A 19,909-nucleotide genomic window follows, 5' to 3' on the forward strand; every position below is an offset into this window, starting at 1 on the left:
GGCGGCAAGCCGCGGCTGGGCTGCATGTGGCCACTGCAGGGCAATACTAGCTGGGGGTATTGCCTTGCATGGCCTGCGGTACTGGCTTGCGGGGCGATACCCTAATTGCTTTTGCGTGGGCTGAGCGAGCGATAAGGGGCGGCGAGCGGGTCGCCAATAAACACCCCCTGAGCCGGCCAGGCAACGCTTTTCCAGTAGGCCTCTACCGCCGTGGCGCCGTTAATGTAGTGAAACAGCAGCACTTGCGGGTGGGGAAATTTTTGCGGGTAATTGTAGGGCTCGCTCACCGTGCCGTAGCTGGCGGTGGCGCCCGCTTCCAGCCAGTGCAGGCTGCTCATCTGGCTGCTGTCGGTGAGCTGGCCACCAAACGAGGTTAGGTGATCGGCCAGAGCGCCCGGCTGGAATTTCAGCGTCTCGAGGTCATTCACTTTGGCGAGGCCGGTTTGGTAAATCACGATATCGCGCTTGCCCTTCAGGCTGTCGGCTTGCAGCTGTTCAATTTTGAGTGGCAGGCCTTTGATGGCTTGGCTAGGTGGAAAGAGGCCGGCGCGCGAATTGCGGGCTTTGTCGCTGGTTACCACAAAATAGGCGCTGCCTTTGGGTTGATTGCCCCAGGCGGCGAGGCCGGTATCGATCAGTTGTTTGCCACTGGGCCAGTCTTTGGCGGCCAGCAGCATGCTGGGGCGCAAGTGCAGATCGGTAAAAGGCTGGGTGCTGCTGTGATTGAAATACGGTGACTCGGGCGTGGGTTTGCCCGTGTTGCTGCAAAGCCCTTCCTGATGGCCGAGGGTCACGCCATAGGTGATGCTCAGGCAATTGACACGGTAAGGTTTGGCCCATGCGAGCGCCAGCGCCTGAATATCCGGGCCGAAGTACTGTTCGATTTTGCCACGTAGTTGCTCTAACTCGCCCTCGGTAATCCAGACGCGATCGGTGGGCAGCTCAATGCGCAGTATTTGCTCGGGTTTGAGCTGGCGCTGCTCGGCGTAATACTCGCCCATTTGCTCCGAAAGCGGGTCTTTACTGTTGATCACGAGGCCGAGTTGGCCGCTGTGCAAAGTATAGGGCCGTGCGGCAGGGGTTTCGGCGTGGCTCAAGGTGGCGAGCAAAGTGCACAGTAAAGACAGAAAGATGCGGCGCACGGGCAGTCTCATGGCGGGCAAAATTGGATGATAGCTGCAAATGCGGTGTGTGGCAGCTGGATGCTGCTGAGGCGTGCGCAGGGAAAAATTGGACGAAAAAAAACCAAGCAAATTGCTTGGTTGTTTTCGTTTCAACTCAGTAGAGTTGCTGTGGTCGGGGCGGTGGGATTCGAACTCACGACCACCTGGTCCCAAACCAGGTGCGCTACCAGACTGCGCTACGCCCCGACGACAGAGCCCGAATATTACCGATGCGTTGCCGCTCGGTCAAGCCTTTGGCGGGGTTAAAATGGAGTGAATTAGCTAAATCGCTGAGTTGTAAGCACAATGTGTCAGCGTTCACTTAGCGGCGGCCAGTGAGTGCGATCTGCTTTACAGGCGGCATCAGGGTAAACGCCTACAATCGGCGTATTCTTGAATGCGCGGGTAAGGGGAAGACGATGCGGGGATGGCGAATGATCGGGGCGGCACTGCTTGTTATGCTATTAAGTGCCTGCAGCAAAATCACCATGGCCAATTACCACAAACTAAGCTCGGGCATGACGCGCAGCGAGGTGGTGGCGATCTTGGGTGAGCCCACCGAGAGCTCGGCCGGCAGTTTGCTCGGGCTGGAGGGGGAGGTGGCCAAATGGGAAGAAGGCAAATTGCGCATCAACGCCACTTTCGTGAATCAAAAGCTGGCCATGCACAGCTTGGAACGGCCCGAACTGGCTAGCCGCGAATAGCGTGAGCGCATTCCAAAAAAAAGCCCGAGGTATTTTGCCCCGGGCTTTTATTTTTGGTTGTTTTCGGGTTATACCTGGGGGGTGTATCCCGCCAGAAAAACCCGCACGGCGTGCTCAACCCGGTAATTGATTTTTTCTAGCGTCGGCTCGGCCACCGAGAGCTGCATCTGGCGCACGATGCCGGCATCGCAAAGGGCAAAAAATTGCTCGGCCGCCAGCAGTGGATCAGGGATGCGCAATACGCCGCTTTGATCCAGATGTGCCAAATAGCGTGAGAGATTGCTCATCGCTACCGCCGGGCCTGAGGCCTCAAGCGCCTGCCCCAGCTCGGGAAACTGCATCACTTCGGCCAGCACAATCCGAAAAAACGTGCGCTGCTTCATTTCGATGAGCCCTTGCAACCATTGCTGGCCGATCAGAGTGAGGATCGGCGCGGGCGGCGCATTGCTGAATTCGGCCGGCGGTGGTGGCGTGCCCTCTTTACAGCATTCGCTTTGAATCAGGGCGACAAATAGCGTTTCTTTGCTGTCGAAATAGTTGTACAGCGTGCCTTTGGAAACGCCGGCCGTTTTGGCGATGCGCTCCATGCTGGCGGCGGCGTAGCCGCTATCCATGAACACCTCGCGTGCGCCGGCCATGATCTGCTGACGTTTGTTTTCACTCGATTTACTGATGGCTGGGGTATTCATTACCAAGGTTCCAAAATTTGATTCTGTTTGCATATTGACCGAACCGTTCAGTCAATATAGCATGGTTCACCAATGCACCCAAATGGTCGTGCTGGCGCAGTGTTGCAAGCTGACCAAAGGTGCAAAACCACCGATTTTCCCATAGGAACGCAGCCCGATGCGACTCCGTCATTCCCTGATTCCGTTGTTGGCCGCCGGCATGTTGTCGGCCTGCGCCGTCAATTTGCCCGCGCCGACCGCGGCGCAGCTCGATCCGAATGCCAATGAATGGCAAGCCAGCCCGCCCGTAGCGGCCAAGCTCGCCGAGCAAGCGCAATGGTGGCAGGCCTGGCAAGACCCAGTGCTGTTGCAGCTGCAAACCGCCGCCCAGCAAGATAACCCCACGTTGCAGCTCGCCGCCGCACGGATTCGTGAAGCGCGCGCTAAAGCCTATTCGGCCAAGGCCTACCTTTGGCCGACGCTGAGCGGTTCGGCCAGCGGCACCCGGGCGAAAAACGAGCTGATGTCGCCCGCCAGCGTGAATAACAGCGGCAGTGTGGGGCTGGATGCCAGCTGGGAAATCGATTTGTGGGGCGGCGTGCGCGCAGCCGAGCAGGGGCTGCTGGCCAATCTGGCGGCCCGCACTACCGAATGGCATGACGCCCGCGCCAGCATGGCGGCTGAGGTGGCCAATGCCTATGTTACCTATCGCGCCTATCAGGTGATGCGCCAAATCGTGCAGCAAGATTTGCAATCGCGTGAGCGCAGCTGGCAGCTCACCCAGGATAAAGCCCGCGTCGGGTTCAGCAGCCCGGTGGATGTTGCCTTGCTCGATGCCAGTGTGGCCGAAGGGCAAGCGCAGCTGTTTGAAATGCAAGACGGCGAAGCGGTCGCGATCAAGGCCCTGGTGGCGCTCACCGGGCTAGAAGAGAGCGAAGTAAGGGTATTACTCGCCCAAGGCGAAGCGGCCCTGCCGGCACCGACCGGTTTTCAGGTCGCCAGCCTGCCCGCCGAAGTGATTAGCCAGCGGCCGGATATTCGCATCGCTGCCGAGCAAGTCAAAGGCGCGGCCGCTGACGTGGGCGTGGCCAAAGTGGCTCGTTTGCCGTCGCTAAGCCTGTTTGGCGCGATTAGCGTGGGCGAAGTACGTAGCGGCGGCAGCACCACGGTTTCGGGCACCAGCTGGTCGTTTGGCCCGACGTTGAAATTGCCGATCTTTAATGCCGGCCGTTTGAAATCTGATCAGGATGCTGCCGAAGCGCGCTACGACCAAGCGCTGGCCAATTATCAGCAGCTGGTGCGTCAGGCCGTGCGCGAAGTCGAAGAAAACATGGTGCGCCTTGATGGCGCGGCCAAACGTGTCAGCGCCACCCAGCGTGCGGTGGCGGGCTATCAGCGCCAGCTCGATTCGGGCGAGGCCATGTGGAAGGCCGGGGCGGCAAGCTTGTTGGATCTGGAAGTTTCGCGCCGGCTGCTGCTGGGCACGCAAACGCGCCTGATCAGCCTGCAGCGCGAACAATTAGCACAGTGGGTCGCCTTGTATAAAGCCGTGGGCGGCGAATGGCCGCTAGCCGCCGGTGAAGTGCAGCCCTAATAGGGTATCTGCAGCTAAGCCTTAATGAATAAAGCATACATATTGATACTGGAGTAGGGTAATGAACAAGATTCTGCAAAGCCTGAACCATCCTGGCCTGCGCCAGCGTAAAGTTTGGCTCAGTGTCCTCGCGGCGCTCACGGTGCTGGGCGCCGGTGGTGTGGTGGTGGCCGCCAGCGGCAAAGAGGGGGCGAATGCGGCGGCATCTGCGCCGGCCAATGCGGTGCTGACGGTGAAACTGATTCAGCCCAAAGTCGTGAACTGGCCACAAGCGATCAGCGCCAACGGCAATGTGCTGGCCTGGCAAGAATCGCAAATCGGCAGCGAAAGCGGCGGTTTGCGCCTGATCGAAGTTAATGCCCAGGTGGGCGACGTGGTGAAAAAAGGCCAGCTCTTGGCGCGCTTTAATGATGAAACCATTCAGGCGGAAGTCGCCCAAGCCAAGGCCGCCGTGGCCGAGGCCGAAGCGGCGCAGCAAGAAGCTCAAGAAAACGCCAATCGCGTGCGCCAGCTGGGCAATACCGGCTCGCTCAGCGCGCAGCAAATTACCCAGGCCTTGACGCAAGAGCGCACCGCGCAGGCGCGGGTGCAGGCGGCTAAAGCGCAGCTCACCACCGCCCAAGTGCGGCTAAATCAAACCCGCGTACTGGCACCGGATGAAGGTGTGATTTCCGCCCGTAGCGCCACGCTGGGCGCCGTGGGCCAGCCCGGCCAAGAGCTCTTCCGCCTTGTGCGGCAAGGCCGCTTGGAATGGCAGGCCGAAGTCACCGCCGCCGAAAGTGGCCGCGTGGCCGCCGGGCAAGTGGCCAGCGTGGTGCTGGCCAATGGCCAAACGCTGAAAGGCAAAGTGCGGCAAGTGGCGCCCACTGCCGATCTGAAATCGCGCAATGTACTGGTGTATGTCGATCTGGCTAGCAATGGTCGCCTGAATGAAGCCAAGCCGGGGATGTTTGCCAAAGGGCAGATCGAAGTCGGCAGCGGCCAGGCGCTGGCCTTGCCGGGTAGCGCGGTCTTGCTGCGCGATGGATTTGCGCAGGTCTTCACCGTGGATGCCAATCAGAAAGTCAAACAGCTGCGGGTGAAAATCGGCCGCCAGGCGCAAGGTCTGATGGAAGTCATCGGCCTGCCAGCGGATGCACGCGTGGTGGCCAGCGGCGCAGGCTTTTTAGCCGATGGCGATACGGTGCGTATTGCTAAATAAGGTTGTTCTTGATGTATAGGGCTGCAGGCCTTGTTGGCCGCTGCTTGTGACGATATACCCTATCTAGGAAAGACAATGAATTTTTCTGCCTGGTCGATTAAGAATCCGATTCCGGCCATTATGCTGTTTGTCCTGCTCTCGCTGGCCGGCTTGTATTCCTTCAAGCAAATGAAGGTGCAGGATTTTCCGGACATCGAGTTGCCGATGGTGACGGTGACGGCGGTGCTGGATGGGGCCGCGCCGGCCCAGCTGGAAACCGAAGTCGCACGTAAGATCGAAAACTCGGTCTCGGCGCTGCAGGGCGTGAAGCACGTGTACACCAGCATCACCGATTCGGTGGTAACGGTCACTGTGGAATTCGTGCTGGAAAAGAAAATCGGCGATGCTGTCGATGATGTGCGCGATGCGGTCTCGAATGTGCGCGGCGATTTGCCGGCGGATGTGAAAGACCCGGTGATTGGCAAAGTGGAGTTTTCCGGGGTGCCATTCCTGGTGTACACGATTGCCGACCCCAAGCTGGACGAAGAGCAGCTGTCATGGTTTGTTGATAACCAGATTTCTCGCGCGGTGCGCTCGGTGCCGGGCGTGGGCAGTGTGGAGCGTGTGGGTGGGGTTAACCGCGAGGTGCGGGTAGAGCTTGATCCGGAGCGGATGGCCGCGCTGGGTGTGAGCAGTAGCGATATTTCCCGGCAACTGGCACGCACGCAAAAAGATGCCTCGGGTGGCCGGGTAGATCTGGGCGGCAGTGAGCAAGCCTTGCGCACTATTGCCACCGTGCAAACGGCGGCCGAGCTTGCGCAGCTGGAGCTGCCGCTGGCCGATGGTCGCCGCGTGCGGCTGGAGCAAGTGGCGACAGTCACCGATACCATCGCCGAGCGCCGCACGATTGCCCAGCTCGATGGCAAACCCGTGGTTGGCTTTGAGATTACCCGCGCCCGGGGCGCCAGTGAAACCGAAGTTAAAGCGGCGGTACTGAAAGCGCTGAATAAACTTCAGGCCGAGCATCCAAGCCTGACCATTACCAATGCCTATGATATGGCCGAGCCGGTGCAGGAAGGCTTTGATGGCTCGATGCACCTTTTGTATGAAGGCGCGCTGCTGGCGGTGGTGGTGGTGTGGTTCTTCCTGCGCGATTGGCGCGCTACCTTGGTCTCGGCGGCGGCTTTGCCGCTGTCGGTGCTGCCCACTTTCATTGGCATGTATTTGATGGGCTTCACCCTCAATGTGGTGACGCTGCTGTCGCTGGCGCTGGTGGTCGGGATTTTGGTCGACGATGCGATTGTGGAAATCGAAAACATCGTACGCCACCTGCGCATGGGGAAATCGCCGTATCAAGCGGCGATGGAAGCGGCCGACGAGATCGGGCTGGCGGTGATTGCCACCACCTTTGCCCTGATCGCTGTGTTCTTGCCCACGGCGTTTATGAGCGGGATTCCCGGTAAATTCTTCGTCTCTTTTGGCTGGACTGCCGCGCTGGCGGTATTTGCCTCGCTGGTGGTGGCGCGTTTGCTCACGCCGATGATGGCGGCCTATATCCTCAAGCCGCTGGTGGGGGAGGAAAAAGAAGGCCGGCTGATGCAGACGTATCTGCGCTGGGCCGATTGGTGTTTGCGCCATCGCAAGCTCACGGCGCTGTTTTCGGTACTGTTTTTCGTGGGCTCGCTGGCCTTGGTGCCGCTGTTGCCCAAAGGCTTTGTGCCGGCCGATGATCGCTCGCAAACGCTGGTGAAAATCGAGCTGCCACCCGGCGCTACGCTGCAGGAAACGTTTGCGCTGGCCGAACAGGCGCGCGCGATTGTGGGCAAAATGCCGGAAGTCACGCAGGTCTATACCGCCGTGGGCGGCGGTAAAGCCGGGGGCGACCCGTTTGCGGCCGGTCAATCGAGCGTGACCAAAGCCAATCTGACGCTGACACTGAAGCCGCGCACTGAGCGCAGCCGTACCAAAACCGAGCTGGAAAAAGATTTGCGGGTCGCGCTGCAGGTCATTCCTGGCGCGCGGGTAACGGTGGGCTTGGGGCAAAACGGCGAAAAACTGCAGATGATCATCAAATCGGATGATCCGGAAGCCCTTGCGCAAGCCACGGCCAATGTGGAAAAAGACCTGCGCACTTTGCCGGGCATTGGCGCGGTGATTTCCAGCGCGAGCCTGGTGCGGCCAGAGCTGATTATCCGGCCCGATATGGCTAAAGCGGCCGAGATGGGTGTAACCGGGCTGGCGATTGCCGACACGGTGCGGGTGGCGACGGTGGGTGATTTTGACAATGCCTTGCCGAAGCTTAATCTGCCGGAGCGGCAGATTCCGGTGGTGGTGCGCTTGCCAGATGCCTTCCGCACCGATCTGGAAGCCATCAAGCGTTTGCGTGTGCCTTCAACCAATGGTGGTGAGGTGATGCTGGGGCAGGTGGCGAGCGTTGAGATCACCAGCGGGCCGAGCGTGATCACCCGCTTTGATCGCGGCCGCAATGTGCAGTTTGATGTTGAGCTGAATGGCCGTCCGCTGGGTGAGGTGAGCGCCGAGGCCGATCAGCTGCCGGCCTTTAAAAATCTACCGTCAGGGGTATCGCGCCAGGCATTTGGTGATGCAGAGGAAATGGGCAAGCTGTTTGCGAGCTTTGGCCTGGCCATGCTGACCGGTGTGCTGTGTATCTACATGGTGCTGGTGCTGCTGTTCCGCGACTTTATGCAGCCGGTCACGATTTTGGCGGCTTTGCCTTTGTCGATTGGTGGCGCCTTTGTGGCGTTGCTGGTGGCCAATAGTGCGTTTGCCATGCCATCGTTGATTGGCCTGATCATGCTGATGGGGATTGCAACCAAGAACTCGATCTTGCTGGTGGAATATGCGATTGTGGCGCGGCGCCAAGGCATGACCCGCTTTGAGGCGCTGATTGATGCCTGCCACAAACGGGCCCGCCCGATTGTGATGACCACCATCGCTATGGGCGCGGGGATGCTGCCGATTGCGATTGGCTGGGGGGTAGACCCAAGTTTCCGCGCGCCGATGGCGATTGCGGTAATTGGGGGGCTGATTACTTCGACTTTCCTATCCTTGCTGGTGATCCCGGTGGTGTTTACCTTTGTGGATGACTTGGTGCAGTGGGTGGCCAAAAAACGTGGTAAACCTGCGGTGGTATAAGTCTTAAGCCGGTAGTTCAATGAAAAAGGCCATGCATTGCATGGCCTTTTTGTTTCGGCGGGGTAACTTTATTTGCGCGCCAATGCCAGCATGCCACCCACCGCAAAAAAGGCTGCGCCACAGCCGCGGTTGAAGGCGCGAATGCGGCCCACCCCTTGCAGCCAGCTTGCCATGCGGTTGCCGCCCCAGGCATAAGCAATTTGCCAGCTGATTTCGATCACAAAAAACGAAGCCAGCAAAATGGCCCATTGTGGCCCTTGCGGGAGTTTCAGATCAATAAACTGCGGCAAGAATGCGCCGGCAAACAAAATGGCCTTGGGGTTGGAGAGCGCCACCGCGAGGCCGGTCTGAAATCGCGCTTTGGTACTATTGGCGTTCGCATCCGGAAGGCGTAGGGTGTCGCCTGCTTGCCAGCATTGAATACCCAGATAAACCAGATATAAAGCGCCAACCACTTTTAATACGGTGAAGAGGGTGACCGAAGCGGCTAAAATCGCTCCCACCCCAACGGCCGAGAGCCCGATCAGAATACTCAGTCCCGTAATGGCGCCGGCCATGGTGGCTAAGGTGGCCTGCCAGCCATAACGCACGCCGTGGCTAAGCATCAGCAGCATATTCGGGCCCGGCGTGGCAGAGATAAACAGGGTGGTGGCGAGAAAGGCGAGCCAGAGATTGAAATTCATGGGAATTGCCATCGCGAAGAAGTCGGCCTACCTTTGTACACCATCTACGTGCTGCTGAAAAGTTAGGCAATGCGGGCGCTGAAGCGCAGGCGATTTGCCACGTCGGTGTGGCAATGCTTGCAATCGGGGCGCATTGTCATAAAAATATTGAATATTCAAGCGGCTAGCCAGCGTACCGTTTACAGAGAAGAATAAGTGTCACAACAACGCCTTCATCAGCAAGCCGAAGATTCCGGCTCCTCTTTTGCCCGTATCCGCAAAGTGCTGGTGGTGCTCTCGCTCTGCGTCTGTCTGATCGCCTTGGCGATTCTTAGCCATTCGATCTGGCGCAGCCGGCAGGAAACGCTGGCTAAAGCCGAGCAGGAAATGTTGCTGCTGGCGCGGGCACTGGAAGAGCATGTGGGCCGCACGATGGAAGGCACCTTGTTTGCGTTAAATGCCATCGGGCACGACGATGTGTTTCGCAGCTGCCTGAGTGCACATGATGATGCCTGCTTGCACGCCTATATGCAGCGCACCGTTGAACGCTACCCACAGCTCAATACCATTGCCGTGGCGTATCCGAATGGTGATTTGGCTGCCAGCAATCTGCAATATCCGCTAAGCCCGCGTAATCTCTCGACCGTGAGTTATGTGCGGGTACTGCGCAGCCGGCCGCAACTGCCGTATTTTATTGGCGAGCAGCAATTAGACCCCACCGGCAAGCAGGAAACTTTGCCCTTTGTCACGCCGGTGCAGAATAAAGACATGCCCACCATGGCATTGCTGATCGCCGGTTTGAACCCCGATTACTACCAGCAGTTTTACGACAGCATCAATCTGAATCGCGAGTTGGTGATTCGGGTATTCCGCGAAGACGGGATTTCTTTGCTGCGCTTTCCACAGGCGGTGCAGGAAGTCGGGCGCGATATCTCGCAGTTTGGCTTTTTTGACAAAGTATTTCGAGAAGCACCCAGCGGGGTATTTCAGGAAACCAGCAAAAGCGACAACCTGACCCGTGTTTATGGCTGGCGGCGCGTACAGGGCTGGCCACTTGGGGTGTCGGTCGGGATTGATCGTGAGCTGGTGCTGGCGCAGTGGCGGCAGGAAACGCTGGTGAATGTAGCGATTGCCTTGCTTTTGCTGCTCTCCGGGGGCGGTTTGCTCTTGTATGTATTGCAGCAATTACGCCGGCTGGAGCGCACCGAAGATACGCTGTTTCTAACCAAAGTAGCAGTAGAGAATGGCGCAGATATGGCCATCTGGCTCGATCCGCAAGGCCATGTGCGTTATGTGAATGCCACCAGTTGCAAGCGGCTGGGTTATAGCGAAGCCGACCTGATGTCGATGCGCTTTCGCGATCTGCACCCGGATTTTAAAGCCGATACGTGGCCAAAATTCTGGCAAAAGCTGCGCCATCACCGGCATTTGTTTGATGAAATCACGCTGCGCACCCGCACGGGTGAAGAGTTTCCGAGTGAAATGCACTCGAACTACATCCTGTTTCAGGGGCAGGAATACAACTGCGCGGTAGTGCGGGATATTTCCGAGCGCCGGATGGCCGAAGAGGCGATTGGTAAATCCGAGCAGCAACTGCGCCTGGCCCTGGAAGCCTCCAGTACGGGCCTATTTGATATGCCGCTGGATGGCCGCCGCACCGCGGTCACTAGCCCAGAATACGATCGCCTGCTTGGCTATCAGCCGGGCGAGTTGATCGAGACGTTTGAGAAATGGAAAGAGCAGCTACACCCCACTGATCGTGAGCAAGCGGTATCGGCTTATCGCGATTACTACGTGGGCAATTCGGCGCAGTTTGCGGTTGAATTTCGCCGGCGCACTAAAACCGGCGACTATCGCTGGTATCAGACGCGCGGGCGCTTTGTGGATTTTGATTCGCGGGGTAAACCCAGCCGGCTGATCGGCACCATGACTGACATTACCGAGCGGAAAGAGGCGCAAGATCGAATTACCGAGCTGGCTAATTTTGATACGGTGACGGGGCTAGCTAACCGCAATCTGTTGCGCGATGAGTTACGCCTCGCGCTGGCCTCGGCCGAGCGCTATAAGCGCAAGCTGGCGCTCCTCTTTCTGGATCTGGATCGCTTTAAAACCATTAACGATTCCTTGGGCCATGCTGCGGGCGATATGGTGCTGGCGCAGGTCGCTTCGCGCCTACGCAGCGTGGTAGGCAAGCAAGATATCCTTTCGCGGCTGGGCGGGGATGAATTCGTCATTGTGCTGGCGGATCTGCCCAATGCCTTGGTGGCTGGGGATATCGCCGAGCGGATTTTGGGCTGTTTTAGCGAGCCATTTGTATTGGAAGCCGGTAATTTTGCGACCTCCACCTCGATCGGGATTAGTGTGTATCCGGATGACGGGCAGGATGCAGATGAGCTGATTAAAAACGCCGACGTGGCGATGTATCAAGCCAAGAGCAATGGCCGCAATAATTATCAGTTTTTTACCGCGGATATGAATGCGCGTGCTTCCGAGCGCCTCAGCCTCGAAACCAGTATGCGCGATGCGCTTAGCCGGGGTGAGTTCGAGGTGTTTTTCCAGCCGCAAGTTGGCTTGGATTCGGGGCGGGTGATTGGTGCCGAGGCGCTGATTCGCTGGAATCACCCCACGCAGGGCCTGATTTCGCCAGCCAAATTTATCCCGATTGCCGAAGAGTCGCGCATGATTGTGCCGCTGGGCAACTGGATTTTGCGCCGCTCGTGTGAGCTAGCGGCGCAGTGGCAGCGCGAAGGGCTGCCGCCGTTTACCGTGGCAGTGAATCTATCGCCGCTGCAATTGCACCAGGCTAATTTACTTGAGCTGATTCAAGATGCGCTGGATTCGGCGGGGCTGGACCCGAAATACCTCGAGCTGGAAGTGACCGAGTCGGTGGTGATGCAGGAAGTCGAGCATGTGATGGCCATGCTGCATGGCATTAAGCGCTTGGGCGTGAAATTATCGCTGGATGATTTCGGTACGGGGTATTCCAGCCTGTCATACCTCAAGCGTTTTGCCTTTAATAAGCTGAAGGTTGATCAGAGTTTTGTGCGTGATATCACGAGCGACCCGAATGATGCGGCGATTGTGCTGGCGATTATCGGCTTGGGCAAAACGCTGGGTATGTCGGTGCTGGCTGAAGGGGTGGAAACCGAGGCGCAGCTGGAATTCCTGCGCCGGGCGCAGACTGATTCGATTCAGGGTTATCTGTTTAGCCGGCCACTGGCGGCTGGCGAGTTTCGCAATTTGATTGCGGCGCAAAAAGAACTGCCGCTGCCGGTGCTGCAGGCGATCGACATGCAGCGTTGAGTCAACCGCCGCGCCCATCAAAAAGCCCCGCAGTGAGGGGCTTTGCTTTTACTGCCTTGCTTATTCGTCGTTGGCTTTTAGCTCTTCGACCAGCGCCACATAGTCTTGCATGGCGGTGTCGCTGCTGGTGCCGGCCAGTTTACTCCAGGCATCGTATTTGGCTTGGGCCACAAACTGGATCGCTGACGGGCGATCACCGCTGACATCGCCTTCGGTGGCTTGCTTGTACAGCGCGTACAGCTTGAGTTTGGTTTGCACATCGGGGGCTTCGTTGAGTTCCACCACTTCTTTCTGGGCCACGGCAAAGCGCTGGGCGAGATCGGACATGCTTGAGCTCCGTATTAAAACGATCGTTTAAAAACTGCTTTGTAGTATAGGCAGGATTGCCTACGCTTGCCAAGCCTTGGCCGCGCTCCGGCTGGAAGCTTGGCCGGACAGCCGCAGGTAAACGCGGTAAAATCAAGGCCATCCAAGCTAAGGGCAGAAGAGGGCAAGCGATGACGGTGGCGACATTGCCAGCGCAGCTGGCGTATCTGAATGGCCGCTTTGCGCCATTGAATGAGCTGCAGGTTTCGGTGCTGGACCGCGGGTTTTTATTTGGCGATGGCGTGTACGAGATGATTCCGGTCTACTCGCGCTGCATTTTCCGCTTGGCCGAGCATATCCGGCGCCTTGGGCGTAGCCTGGCTGCGGTGGGGATTAGCAACCCGCATACCGAAGCCGAGTGGCAGCAGCTACTCACTCAGCTGATGGCCCAGCAAGATTTTGCCGACCAGAGCCTGTATGTGCAGGTCACTCGGGGCGTGGCGTATCCGCGCAACCATGCTTTTCCGCAGCCCGCAGTGGCGCCAACGGTGTTTGCCTTTAGTGATCCGCTGGAATTACCGCCCGCTAGCCAGTATCAGCAAGGTGTGCATGCGCTGACGGTGCGCGATATTCGCTGGTTGCGCTGCGATATCAAAGCCTTGTCGCTCTTGGCCAATGTTTTGGCCAAGCAGCAGGCGGTCGATGCCCGCTGCGCGGAGGCGATTATGCTGCGCGATGGCTGGCTGATTGAAGGTGCGGCCAGCAATATTTTTCTGGTGAAAGATGGGGTGCTGCTGGCGCCGCCAACCGGCGAATTGATGCTGGCCGGCATTACCTATGAGCTGGTGCTGGAGCTGGCGCAGCAGTATGGCCTGCCGCTTGCGGTGCGGCCCTTGAGTGAAGCCGAGCTGCGCGAGGCGGACGAGGTCTGGCTGACTTCGTCATCGAAAGAGATTCTGCCGATCGTCAAAATTGATGATCAGCCAGTAGGAAATGGCCGACCCGGCCCCATTTATCAGACCATGTTGTCTGTTTACCAATCGTATAAAGCCACGGTGATGCGCCGTGGCGAGCAAGTGTGAGAGTAATTGAATGGCATTGATCGATATTCCCAGCCAGAAGCTGGAAGACCTGGTGACCTTTCCGGCGCTGATTCCGGTGAAAGCGGTCAGCCAGAAAAACCTGGCTGAGGCCGATTTTCGTGCGGCAGTCTTGCTGGTAACGCAAACCCATGTACCTGCCTTTCAGGATGAGCACATCAGTATGCGTGCCTCCAGCGCCGGCAGCTATTTTTCGGCCACGCTGATGGTGACTTTTGACAGCGTTGAGCAGGTGTATGCGCTGGATAGCGCCTTGCGCGCTCACCCGCTGGTATTACGGGTTTTGTAATGCAGCTGGCTGAAACACTCCTGCAGGGTATGGCGCTGCCAGCCAATATTGTTGATGGCTACGTGGATATACCTCTCGATCCATTTCCGCATGTGCTGCGGGTGCGGAGCCTTGGGCTGGTGGATTACGCGCCGACCTGGCAGGCCATGCAGCAATTTACCGCGCAGCGCAATGCCGACACGTTGGATGAATTATGGCTACTGGAACACCCACCCGTGTTCACGCAGGGCCAAGCGGGTAAGGCCGAGCATATTCTTGCCAGTAGCGAGATTCCGGTGGTGCAGATTGATCGCGGCGGGCAAGTCACCTACCACGGCCCGGGGCAATTGGTGGCGTATTTGCTGCTGGATTTGCGTCGCTATAAGCTCGGGGTGCGCGAGCTTGTGCGCAAGCTGGAAAACAGCGTGATCGGCGTATTGGCCGAATATGGCATTCAGGCTTATGGCAAAGTGGATGCGCCCGGCGTGTATGTTGAGCGCCCGGCCAGCGCCTTGCAGGCCGCGCATGAGGCTAAAATCGCGAGCCTGGGGCTACGCATTCGCAATGGCGCGTGCTATCACGGTCTGGCCCTTAATGTGAGCCTGGATCTGGCGCCGTTTGGCCTGATTAACCCTTGCGGCTATCAAGGCTTGCAGGTCACGCGCATGGCCGATTACGGGATAGACGAGACACCCGCGACTTTAGCCGTTAAAATGGCGAACCAGATCGCGCAGCAGTTGAAAGTTGCCAGTTAAATCAATGCTTTAACCGTACAGTTTGTGCGGTTATCGGGAACACCATGACAGACACCACCAAAGCGCCGAGCAAAGAAGTCGGCGTCAAGCTCAAGGGCGAAGCCAAAACGGCCCGCATTCCGATCAAGGTGATCCAGCCGGAAACCAAACTGAAAAAGCCGGAATGGATTCGGGTGCAAGCGGCCAGCCACAATAGCCGCTTCTATGAAATTAAAGACATTTTGCGTAGCCAAAAGCTGCACACGGTGTGTGAAGAAGCCTCATGCCCGAATATCGGCGAATGTTTCGGTAAGGGCACTGCCACCTTCATGATCATGGGTGACATCTGTACGCGGCGTTGTCCATTCTGTGATGTGGGCCATGGTCGCCCCAATCCGCTGGATGTGAACGAGCCGCAGCATCTGGCCGAAACCATTGCCGCCCTGAAGCTGAAATACGTGGTGATTACCTCGGTGGATCGGGATGATCTGCGCGACGGCGGTGCGGCGCATTTTGTGGAATGCATCCAGAAAACCCGCGAGCTGAGCCCCGAGACGCAAATCGAAGTGCTGGTACCCGATTTCCGCGGCCGGATGGACATCGCGCTGGATATCTTCCAGCAGGCGCTGCCCGACGTGATGAATCACAATCTGGAAACCGCCCCGCGCCTGTATAAACAAGCGCGCCCGGGCTCGGATTACCAGCATTCGCTGGATTTGCTGAAAGAGTTCAAGCGTCTGTATCCGCACATCAACACCAAATCCGGCATTATGGTGGGCTTGGGCGAGACGGATGAAGAAGTCTACCAAGTGATGGAAGACATGCGTGCGCACAATATCGACATGATCACCATCGGCCAGTATCTGCAGCCATCGAATGGCCACTTGCCGGTGCTGCGCTATGTGCACCCTGACCAATTCAAAGCCTTTGAAACCCGCGCTTACGAGCTGGGCTTTAAGCATGCGGCGGTAGGGGCGATGGTTCGCAGTTCTTACCATGCGGATCAACAGGCGCATAACGCCGGTTTGTAAACGCAGGCGTAGTCAAGATGTGAGCAAAAACGGGGCTTAGCCCCGTTTTTTATTGGTATTGCCCTGTAAACAAACAATAATATAGCGTTGCGGTTGATACAGGGAGTAGGTATATGAGTAGCTTACCCAAACACCAGCTGACCATGACGGTGCTGATGACGCCGGATATGGCCAATTTTTCCGGCAAGGTGCACGGTGGCGCCTTGCTCAAGCAGCTGGATCAGGTGGCCTATGCCTGCGCCAGCCGCTACGCCGGCGCATACGCCGTCACTTTGTCGGTTGATCAGGTCACCTTCAAGCAGCCGATTTTTGTCGGTGAATTGGTGCATTTCATGGCCAGCGTCAACTACACCGGCCGCACCTCAATGGAAATCGGCATTCGCGTGGTGGCGGAAAACATCCGCGCGCAAACCCAGCGCCATACCAATAGTTGCTACTTCACCATGGTAGCGATGAGCGAAGAAGGCACGCCGCTGGAAATCGAGCCGCTGATCGCGAGCAATGAGCAGGAAGTCATCCGCTGGGTGGAGGCCGAAGCCCGCCGTAATCAGCGGCTGCAGCAGCGCTAGCCAGATTATGTTGGCTGCCGGCAGCGCGCGGCAGATTTACAGGCCGTTTTGTAGCTCGAAGCGATGGCGAGTAAATAGCTGGCGGATGGCGGGGTTGCTGTGAGTAAGGCCCATTTGTAGCGCCGTGGCCACCCAGGTGCCGCGTTGGCTTTGCTTAGTGAGCTGCAGCAGCAGGGTTTCACTGCTGCGGTAATGGTTGGTTTGCAAGGCATGCATCAGTGCAGTTTGGCCTTGCAGATCGGCCAGCTGCAAATCTGCGCCCGCCTCGAGCAACAGCCGAATCACCGCATGCTGGCCACGGGTGGCCGCTTGCATCAGCGGGGTCATGCCATTTTTGGTTTGGCTATTAAGTTGCGCGCCATGCTCTAGTAGCAGACTCATGGCTTGCAAATGGCCTTCGGCGGCGGCCCAGTGCAGGGCGGTAAAGCCACCATCATCCTGTGCTTCGGTATTGGCGCTGCGCGAGAGCAGCAAACCCACGAGCGGTAAATGATCGAGGGTGGCCGCCCAGATCAGCGCAGTTTTGCCAAGCTCATCACGGCTCTCGATTTCAACGCCCGATTTCAGCAGCACCAAGGCGCGCAGCGTATTGCCGGTTTCTACCGCATGAAAAAACTCTTTGCGGGTGCTGATGCGGTCGTCGTTGCTTTGGTCGTAATCAATATCAACGATGTGATCCCAAGCTTGTTCGGGCTCGGGCTCTTCGGGCGGGAATTGCTGCTGATGCAGCCGTTGCAGGGCAAACAGCTCGGAGGCGACTTCGGGCGGGAAGCCTTGGCGGTCACCGCGTTCATCCACTGCCAGCTCGGCAATATAGGCTTCCAGCTGCTCGCTCCCCCAATACAACAGCACCTGCTCCAGAATCCGCGGATAGCAGTTTTCCAGCTGGTGGGGATAAAAGTCGGCATTGGGGCCTAGCAGGCTGACGATCGCCGGATGCAAGATGACATACTCATACGCGGTTGGGAAGAATGACTGTACCGGCTGTAAGGTTTTCCTTCAAGTGAAATTCTGCGCATAAAAAAACGCCACTGCACGGGCAGTGGCGTTTTCGCGCGAGGCGCAGGCGATTACATCATGCCGCCCATGCCACCCATGCCGCCCATGTCAGGCATTGCAGGTGCGTCGTCTTTTGGCAGTTCAGCGACCATGCAGTCAGTGGTCAGCAGCAGACCCGCTACTGAAGCCGCGTGTTGCAGCGCTGAGCGAGTAACTTTAGCTGGATCCAGAACACCCATCTCCACCATATCGCCGTATTCGCCAGAAGCCGCGTTGTAACCGAAGTTGCCTTTGCCTTCCAGTACTTTAGCTACGACTACGCTTGGCTCGTCGCCGGCGTTTTGTACGATCTGGCGCAGTGGCGCTTCGATCGCACGCAGTACGATCTTGATACCAGCGTCTTGATCCGCGTTAGCGCCTTTCAGTTCGGCGATGGTAGAGCGTGCACGCAGCAGCGCAACGCCACCGCCGGCTACGATACCTTCTTCAACTGCGGCGCGAGTAGCGTGCAACGCGTCCTCAACGCGGGCTTTCTTCTCTTTCATTTCCACTTCAGTGGCTGCGCCCACCTTGATCACTGCTACACCGCCAGCCAGTTTGGCTACGCGCTCTTGCAGTTTTTCACGATCGTAATCGCTGGTCGATTCTTCCACTTGTTTGCGGATAGTTGCTACGCGTGCTTTGATCGCGTCTTCAGCGCCAGCGCCGTCGATGATGGTGGTGTTTTCTTTCGCCACTTCGATGCGTTTGGCTTGACCCAACAGTGACAGATCCGCTTTTTCCAGGCTCAGACCCACTTCTTCAGCGATCACAGTACCGCCAGTCAGAATCGCGATGTCTTCCAGCATGGCTTTACGACGGTCACCAAAGCCTGGGGCTTTCACGGCAACGGTTTTCAAGATGCCGCGGATGTTGTTCACAACCAATGTTGCCAATGCTTCGCCATCAACGTCTTCGGCGATGATCAGCAATGGACGGCCAGCTTTAGCTACTTGCTCGAGTACTGGCAGCAGATCGCGGATGTTGCTGATTTTCTTATCAAACAGCAGCACGAATGGGTTATCCAGTGCGGCGATTTGTTTGTCTGGGTTGTTGATGAAGTATGGTGACAGGTAGCCGCGGTCAAACTGCATACCTTCAACCACGTCCAGCTCGTCTTCCAGACCTGAGCCATCTTCAACGGTGATCACGCCTTCTTTACCGACTTTGTCCATTGCTGCAGCGATTTTCTCGCCGATTACAACGTCAGAGTTCGCAGAGATCGAACCAACTTGGGCGATTTCTTTGCTGGTAGTGCATGGTTTAGCGATGGTTTTCAGCTCAGCCACCAGGGTTGAAACGGCTTTGTCGATACCGCGTTTCAGATCCATTGGGTTCATGCCGGCAGCAACGTATTTCATGCCTTCTTGCACGATGGCTTGAGCCAATACGGTTGCGGTCGTGGTGCCGTCACCGGCGATGTCAGAAGTTTTAGACGCCACTTCTTTCACCATCTGCGCGCCCATGTTTTCGAACTTGTCTTTCAGTTCGATTTCTTTGGCAACCGATACACCGTCTTTAGTGATGGTTGGCGCGCCGAATGAGCGCTCCAGTACCACGTTACGGCCTTTCGGGCCCAGAGTTACTTTAACGGCATTGGCCAGTACGTTAACGCCGTTAACCATTTTTGCGCGTGCGCTATCACCAAACAGAACTTCTTTAGCAGCCATGTTATTTCTCCAAATTCTTCAGTTCACTGGATACGGCCATGGGCCGATCCCTTAACAAAATTAAAGTCGGGCTTAGTCTACGATGGCGAAGATGTCTTCTTCGCGCAGTACGGTCAGCTCTTCGCCGTCGATTTTCACGGTTTGGCCGCTGTATTTGCCCAGAATCACTTTGTCACCCACTTTGACGGTCAGGGCGCGTACTTCGCCGTTTTCCAGCACTTTGCCTGAGCCAACTGCGACCACTTCACCCATATCTGGTTTTTCAGTCGCGCTGCCTGGCAGAACGATGCCAGAAGCAGTTTTCTCTTCGGCTTCAACGCGCTTGATCACAACACGGTCGTGTAATGGACGGATTTTCATGGTGTTAAAACTCCTGAGTAGGACAGTCAAATTACAGTTGTCTGGTTAGCGGAGTGAGCACTTAGCACTCGCCCCGTTTGAGTGCTAAATGGTAGGGACGCCGAGACGGTTTTTCAAGAGCCTGCGTGAAAAATTTCTCGGCTTGTCATGCTCTCGACGCAAGGGCGGAGGTTGGTGCGGCGACGCGGGAGATGCTATGGGGGTATAGCCTGATGGGCCTTGATCTAAATGCGTTTGGGCGAAATACAGGGTGGGGTATTGAGGCGCAGAAAAGCAAAAAGCCCTGATCGCAGGATCAGGGCTTTGAATTTTGGCGGAAGCGCAGAGATTCGAACTCTGGGGGGACTCACATCCCCGACGGTTTTCAAGACCGCTGCCTTAAACCACTCAGCCACGCTTCCGT

At 57.3% G+C, this 19,909-nt stretch carries 17 protein-coding genes and 2 tRNA genes; 10 read left to right on the forward strand and 9 right to left on the reverse strand.

Going from position 1 to position 19,909, the window contains the following annotated elements; all coding sequences use genetic code 11:
• Positions 1–101 precede the first annotated feature (101 nt).
• Both QV747_RS14900 and QV747_RS14905 read right to left on the reverse strand, forming a co-directional pair.
• Positions 102–1,142 (reverse strand): TIGR03790 family protein, encoded by a 1,041-nt coding sequence (locus tag QV747_RS14900; RefSeq protein ID WP_273432260.1) that lies wholly within the window; start codon positions 1,140–1,142, stop codon positions 102–104.
• A 151-nt stretch (positions 1,143–1,293) separates the two neighbouring features.
• Positions 1,294–1,370, reverse strand: a tRNA-Pro gene (locus tag QV747_RS14905).
• Between the two features lie 281 nt (positions 1,371–1,651).
• Between QV747_RS14905 and QV747_RS14910 the strand changes: the two genes are divergently transcribed.
• Positions 1,652–1,867 (forward strand): hypothetical protein, encoded by a 216-nt coding sequence (locus tag QV747_RS14910; RefSeq protein WP_156129113.1) that lies wholly within the window; start codon positions 1,652–1,654, stop codon positions 1,865–1,867.
• A gap of 68 nt (positions 1,868–1,935) precedes the next feature.
• Here QV747_RS14910 and QV747_RS14915 read toward each other — a convergent pair whose 3' ends face one another.
• Complete coding sequence (locus QV747_RS14915; RefSeq protein ID WP_273432258.1) at positions 1,936–2,556, reverse strand: TetR/AcrR family transcriptional regulator; 621 nt, start codon at positions 2,554–2,556, stop codon at positions 1,936–1,938.
• Between the two features lie 157 nt (positions 2,557–2,713).
• Here QV747_RS14915 and QV747_RS14920 point away from each other — a divergent pair, with 157 nt between their 5' ends.
• The 3 genes from QV747_RS14920 (at position 2,714) to QV747_RS14930 (ending at position 8,465) form a co-directional block, all read left to right on the forward strand.
• A complete protein-coding gene (locus tag QV747_RS14920) occupies positions 2,714–4,129 on the forward strand; it encodes an efflux transporter outer membrane subunit (RefSeq protein WP_273432257.1) in 1,416 nt (471 codons plus the stop codon).
• Positions 4,130–4,190: 61 nt separating this feature from the next.
• Positions 4,191–5,330, forward strand: a complete 1,140-nt coding sequence (locus QV747_RS14925; protein WP_273432256.1) for an efflux RND transporter periplasmic adaptor subunit — start codon at positions 4,191–4,193, stop codon at positions 5,328–5,330.
• A gap of 75 nt (positions 5,331–5,405) precedes the next feature.
• Positions 5,406–8,465 carry an efflux RND transporter permease subunit gene (locus QV747_RS14930; protein WP_273432255.1) on the forward strand — a complete coding sequence of 1,020 codons (3,060 nt, stop codon included), beginning with the start codon at positions 5,406–5,408 and terminating at the stop codon, positions 8,463–8,465.
• 68 nt (positions 8,466–8,533) lie between these two features.
• Here QV747_RS14930 and QV747_RS14935 read toward each other — a convergent pair whose 3' ends face one another.
• Entirely contained in the window at positions 8,534–9,148 is a 615-nt protein-coding gene (locus tag QV747_RS14935; protein ID WP_047397005.1) for a LysE family translocator, read from the reverse strand.
• Between the two features lie 195 nt (positions 9,149–9,343).
• Here QV747_RS14935 and QV747_RS14940 point away from each other — a divergent pair, with 195 nt between their 5' ends.
• Positions 9,344–12,430: an EAL domain-containing protein gene (locus QV747_RS14940; protein WP_273432254.1), complete on the forward strand. Its 3,087-nt coding sequence runs from the start codon at positions 9,344–9,346 to the stop codon at positions 12,428–12,430.
• Between the two features lie 60 nt (positions 12,431–12,490).
• On the opposite strand, the gene QV747_RS14945 is transcribed toward QV747_RS14940, so the two are convergent.
• Positions 12,491–12,757 (reverse strand): acyl-CoA-binding protein, encoded by a 267-nt coding sequence (locus QV747_RS14945; RefSeq protein WP_047397004.1) that lies wholly within the window; start codon positions 12,755–12,757, stop codon positions 12,491–12,493.
• A gap of 170 nt (positions 12,758–12,927) precedes the next feature.
• On the opposite strand from QV747_RS14945, the gene QV747_RS14950 reads away from it, so the two are divergent.
• The 5 genes from QV747_RS14950 (at position 12,928) to QV747_RS14970 (ending at position 16,438) form a co-directional block, all read left to right on the forward strand.
• Complete coding sequence (locus QV747_RS14950) at positions 12,928–13,818, forward strand: D-amino acid aminotransferase (RefSeq protein ID WP_273432253.1); 891 nt, start codon at positions 12,928–12,930, stop codon at positions 13,816–13,818.
• A gap of 10 nt (positions 13,819–13,828) precedes the next feature.
• Entirely contained in the window at positions 13,829–14,125 is a 297-nt protein-coding gene (locus tag QV747_RS14955; RefSeq protein WP_034619277.1) for a YbeD family protein, read from the forward strand.
• 95 nt (positions 14,126–14,220) lie between these two features.
• Positions 14,221–14,859 (forward strand): lipoyl(octanoyl) transferase LipB, encoded by a 639-nt coding sequence (gene lipB / locus QV747_RS14960; RefSeq protein WP_052191022.1) that lies wholly within the window; start codon positions 14,221–14,223, stop codon positions 14,857–14,859.
• A 44-nt stretch (positions 14,860–14,903) separates the two neighbouring features.
• Complete coding sequence (lipA, locus tag QV747_RS14965; RefSeq protein WP_028449635.1) at positions 14,904–15,869, forward strand: lipoyl synthase; 966 nt, start codon at positions 14,904–14,906, stop codon at positions 15,867–15,869.
• A gap of 113 nt (positions 15,870–15,982) precedes the next feature.
• Positions 15,983–16,438, forward strand: coding sequence for an acyl-CoA thioesterase (locus QV747_RS14970; protein ID WP_028449634.1), 456 nt, complete (start codon positions 15,983–15,985; stop codon positions 16,436–16,438).
• 36 nt (positions 16,439–16,474) lie between these two features.
• On the opposite strand, the gene QV747_RS14975 is transcribed toward QV747_RS14970, so the two are convergent.
• From QV747_RS14975 to QV747_RS14990, 4 genes are all read right to left on the reverse strand, one after another.
• The gene (locus QV747_RS14975) at positions 16,475–17,380 is read right to left on the reverse strand and encodes an ankyrin repeat domain-containing protein (protein ID WP_051258842.1); all 906 of its coding nucleotides are present in this window, start codon (positions 17,378–17,380) and stop codon (positions 16,475–16,477) included.
• Between the two features lie 128 nt (positions 17,381–17,508).
• Positions 17,509–19,146 (reverse strand): chaperonin GroEL, encoded by a 1,638-nt coding sequence (gene groL / locus QV747_RS14980; protein ID WP_028449633.1) that lies wholly within the window; start codon positions 19,144–19,146, stop codon positions 17,509–17,511.
• Positions 19,147–19,218: 72 nt separating this feature from the next.
• Positions 19,219–19,506, reverse strand: a complete 288-nt coding sequence (groES, locus tag QV747_RS14985) for a co-chaperone GroES (protein ID WP_028449632.1) — start codon at positions 19,504–19,506, stop codon at positions 19,219–19,221.
• Positions 19,507–19,817: 311 nt separating this feature from the next.
• Positions 19,818–19,907 (reverse strand) — tRNA-Ser (locus tag QV747_RS14990).
• Positions 19,908–19,909: the final 2 nt, after the last annotated feature.

This window comes from uncultured Chitinibacter sp., from assembly GCF_945957625.1.
GTDB classification, from domain to species: Bacteria; Pseudomonadota; Gammaproteobacteria; order Burkholderiales; family Chitinibacteraceae; genus Chitinibacter; species Chitinibacter tainanensis.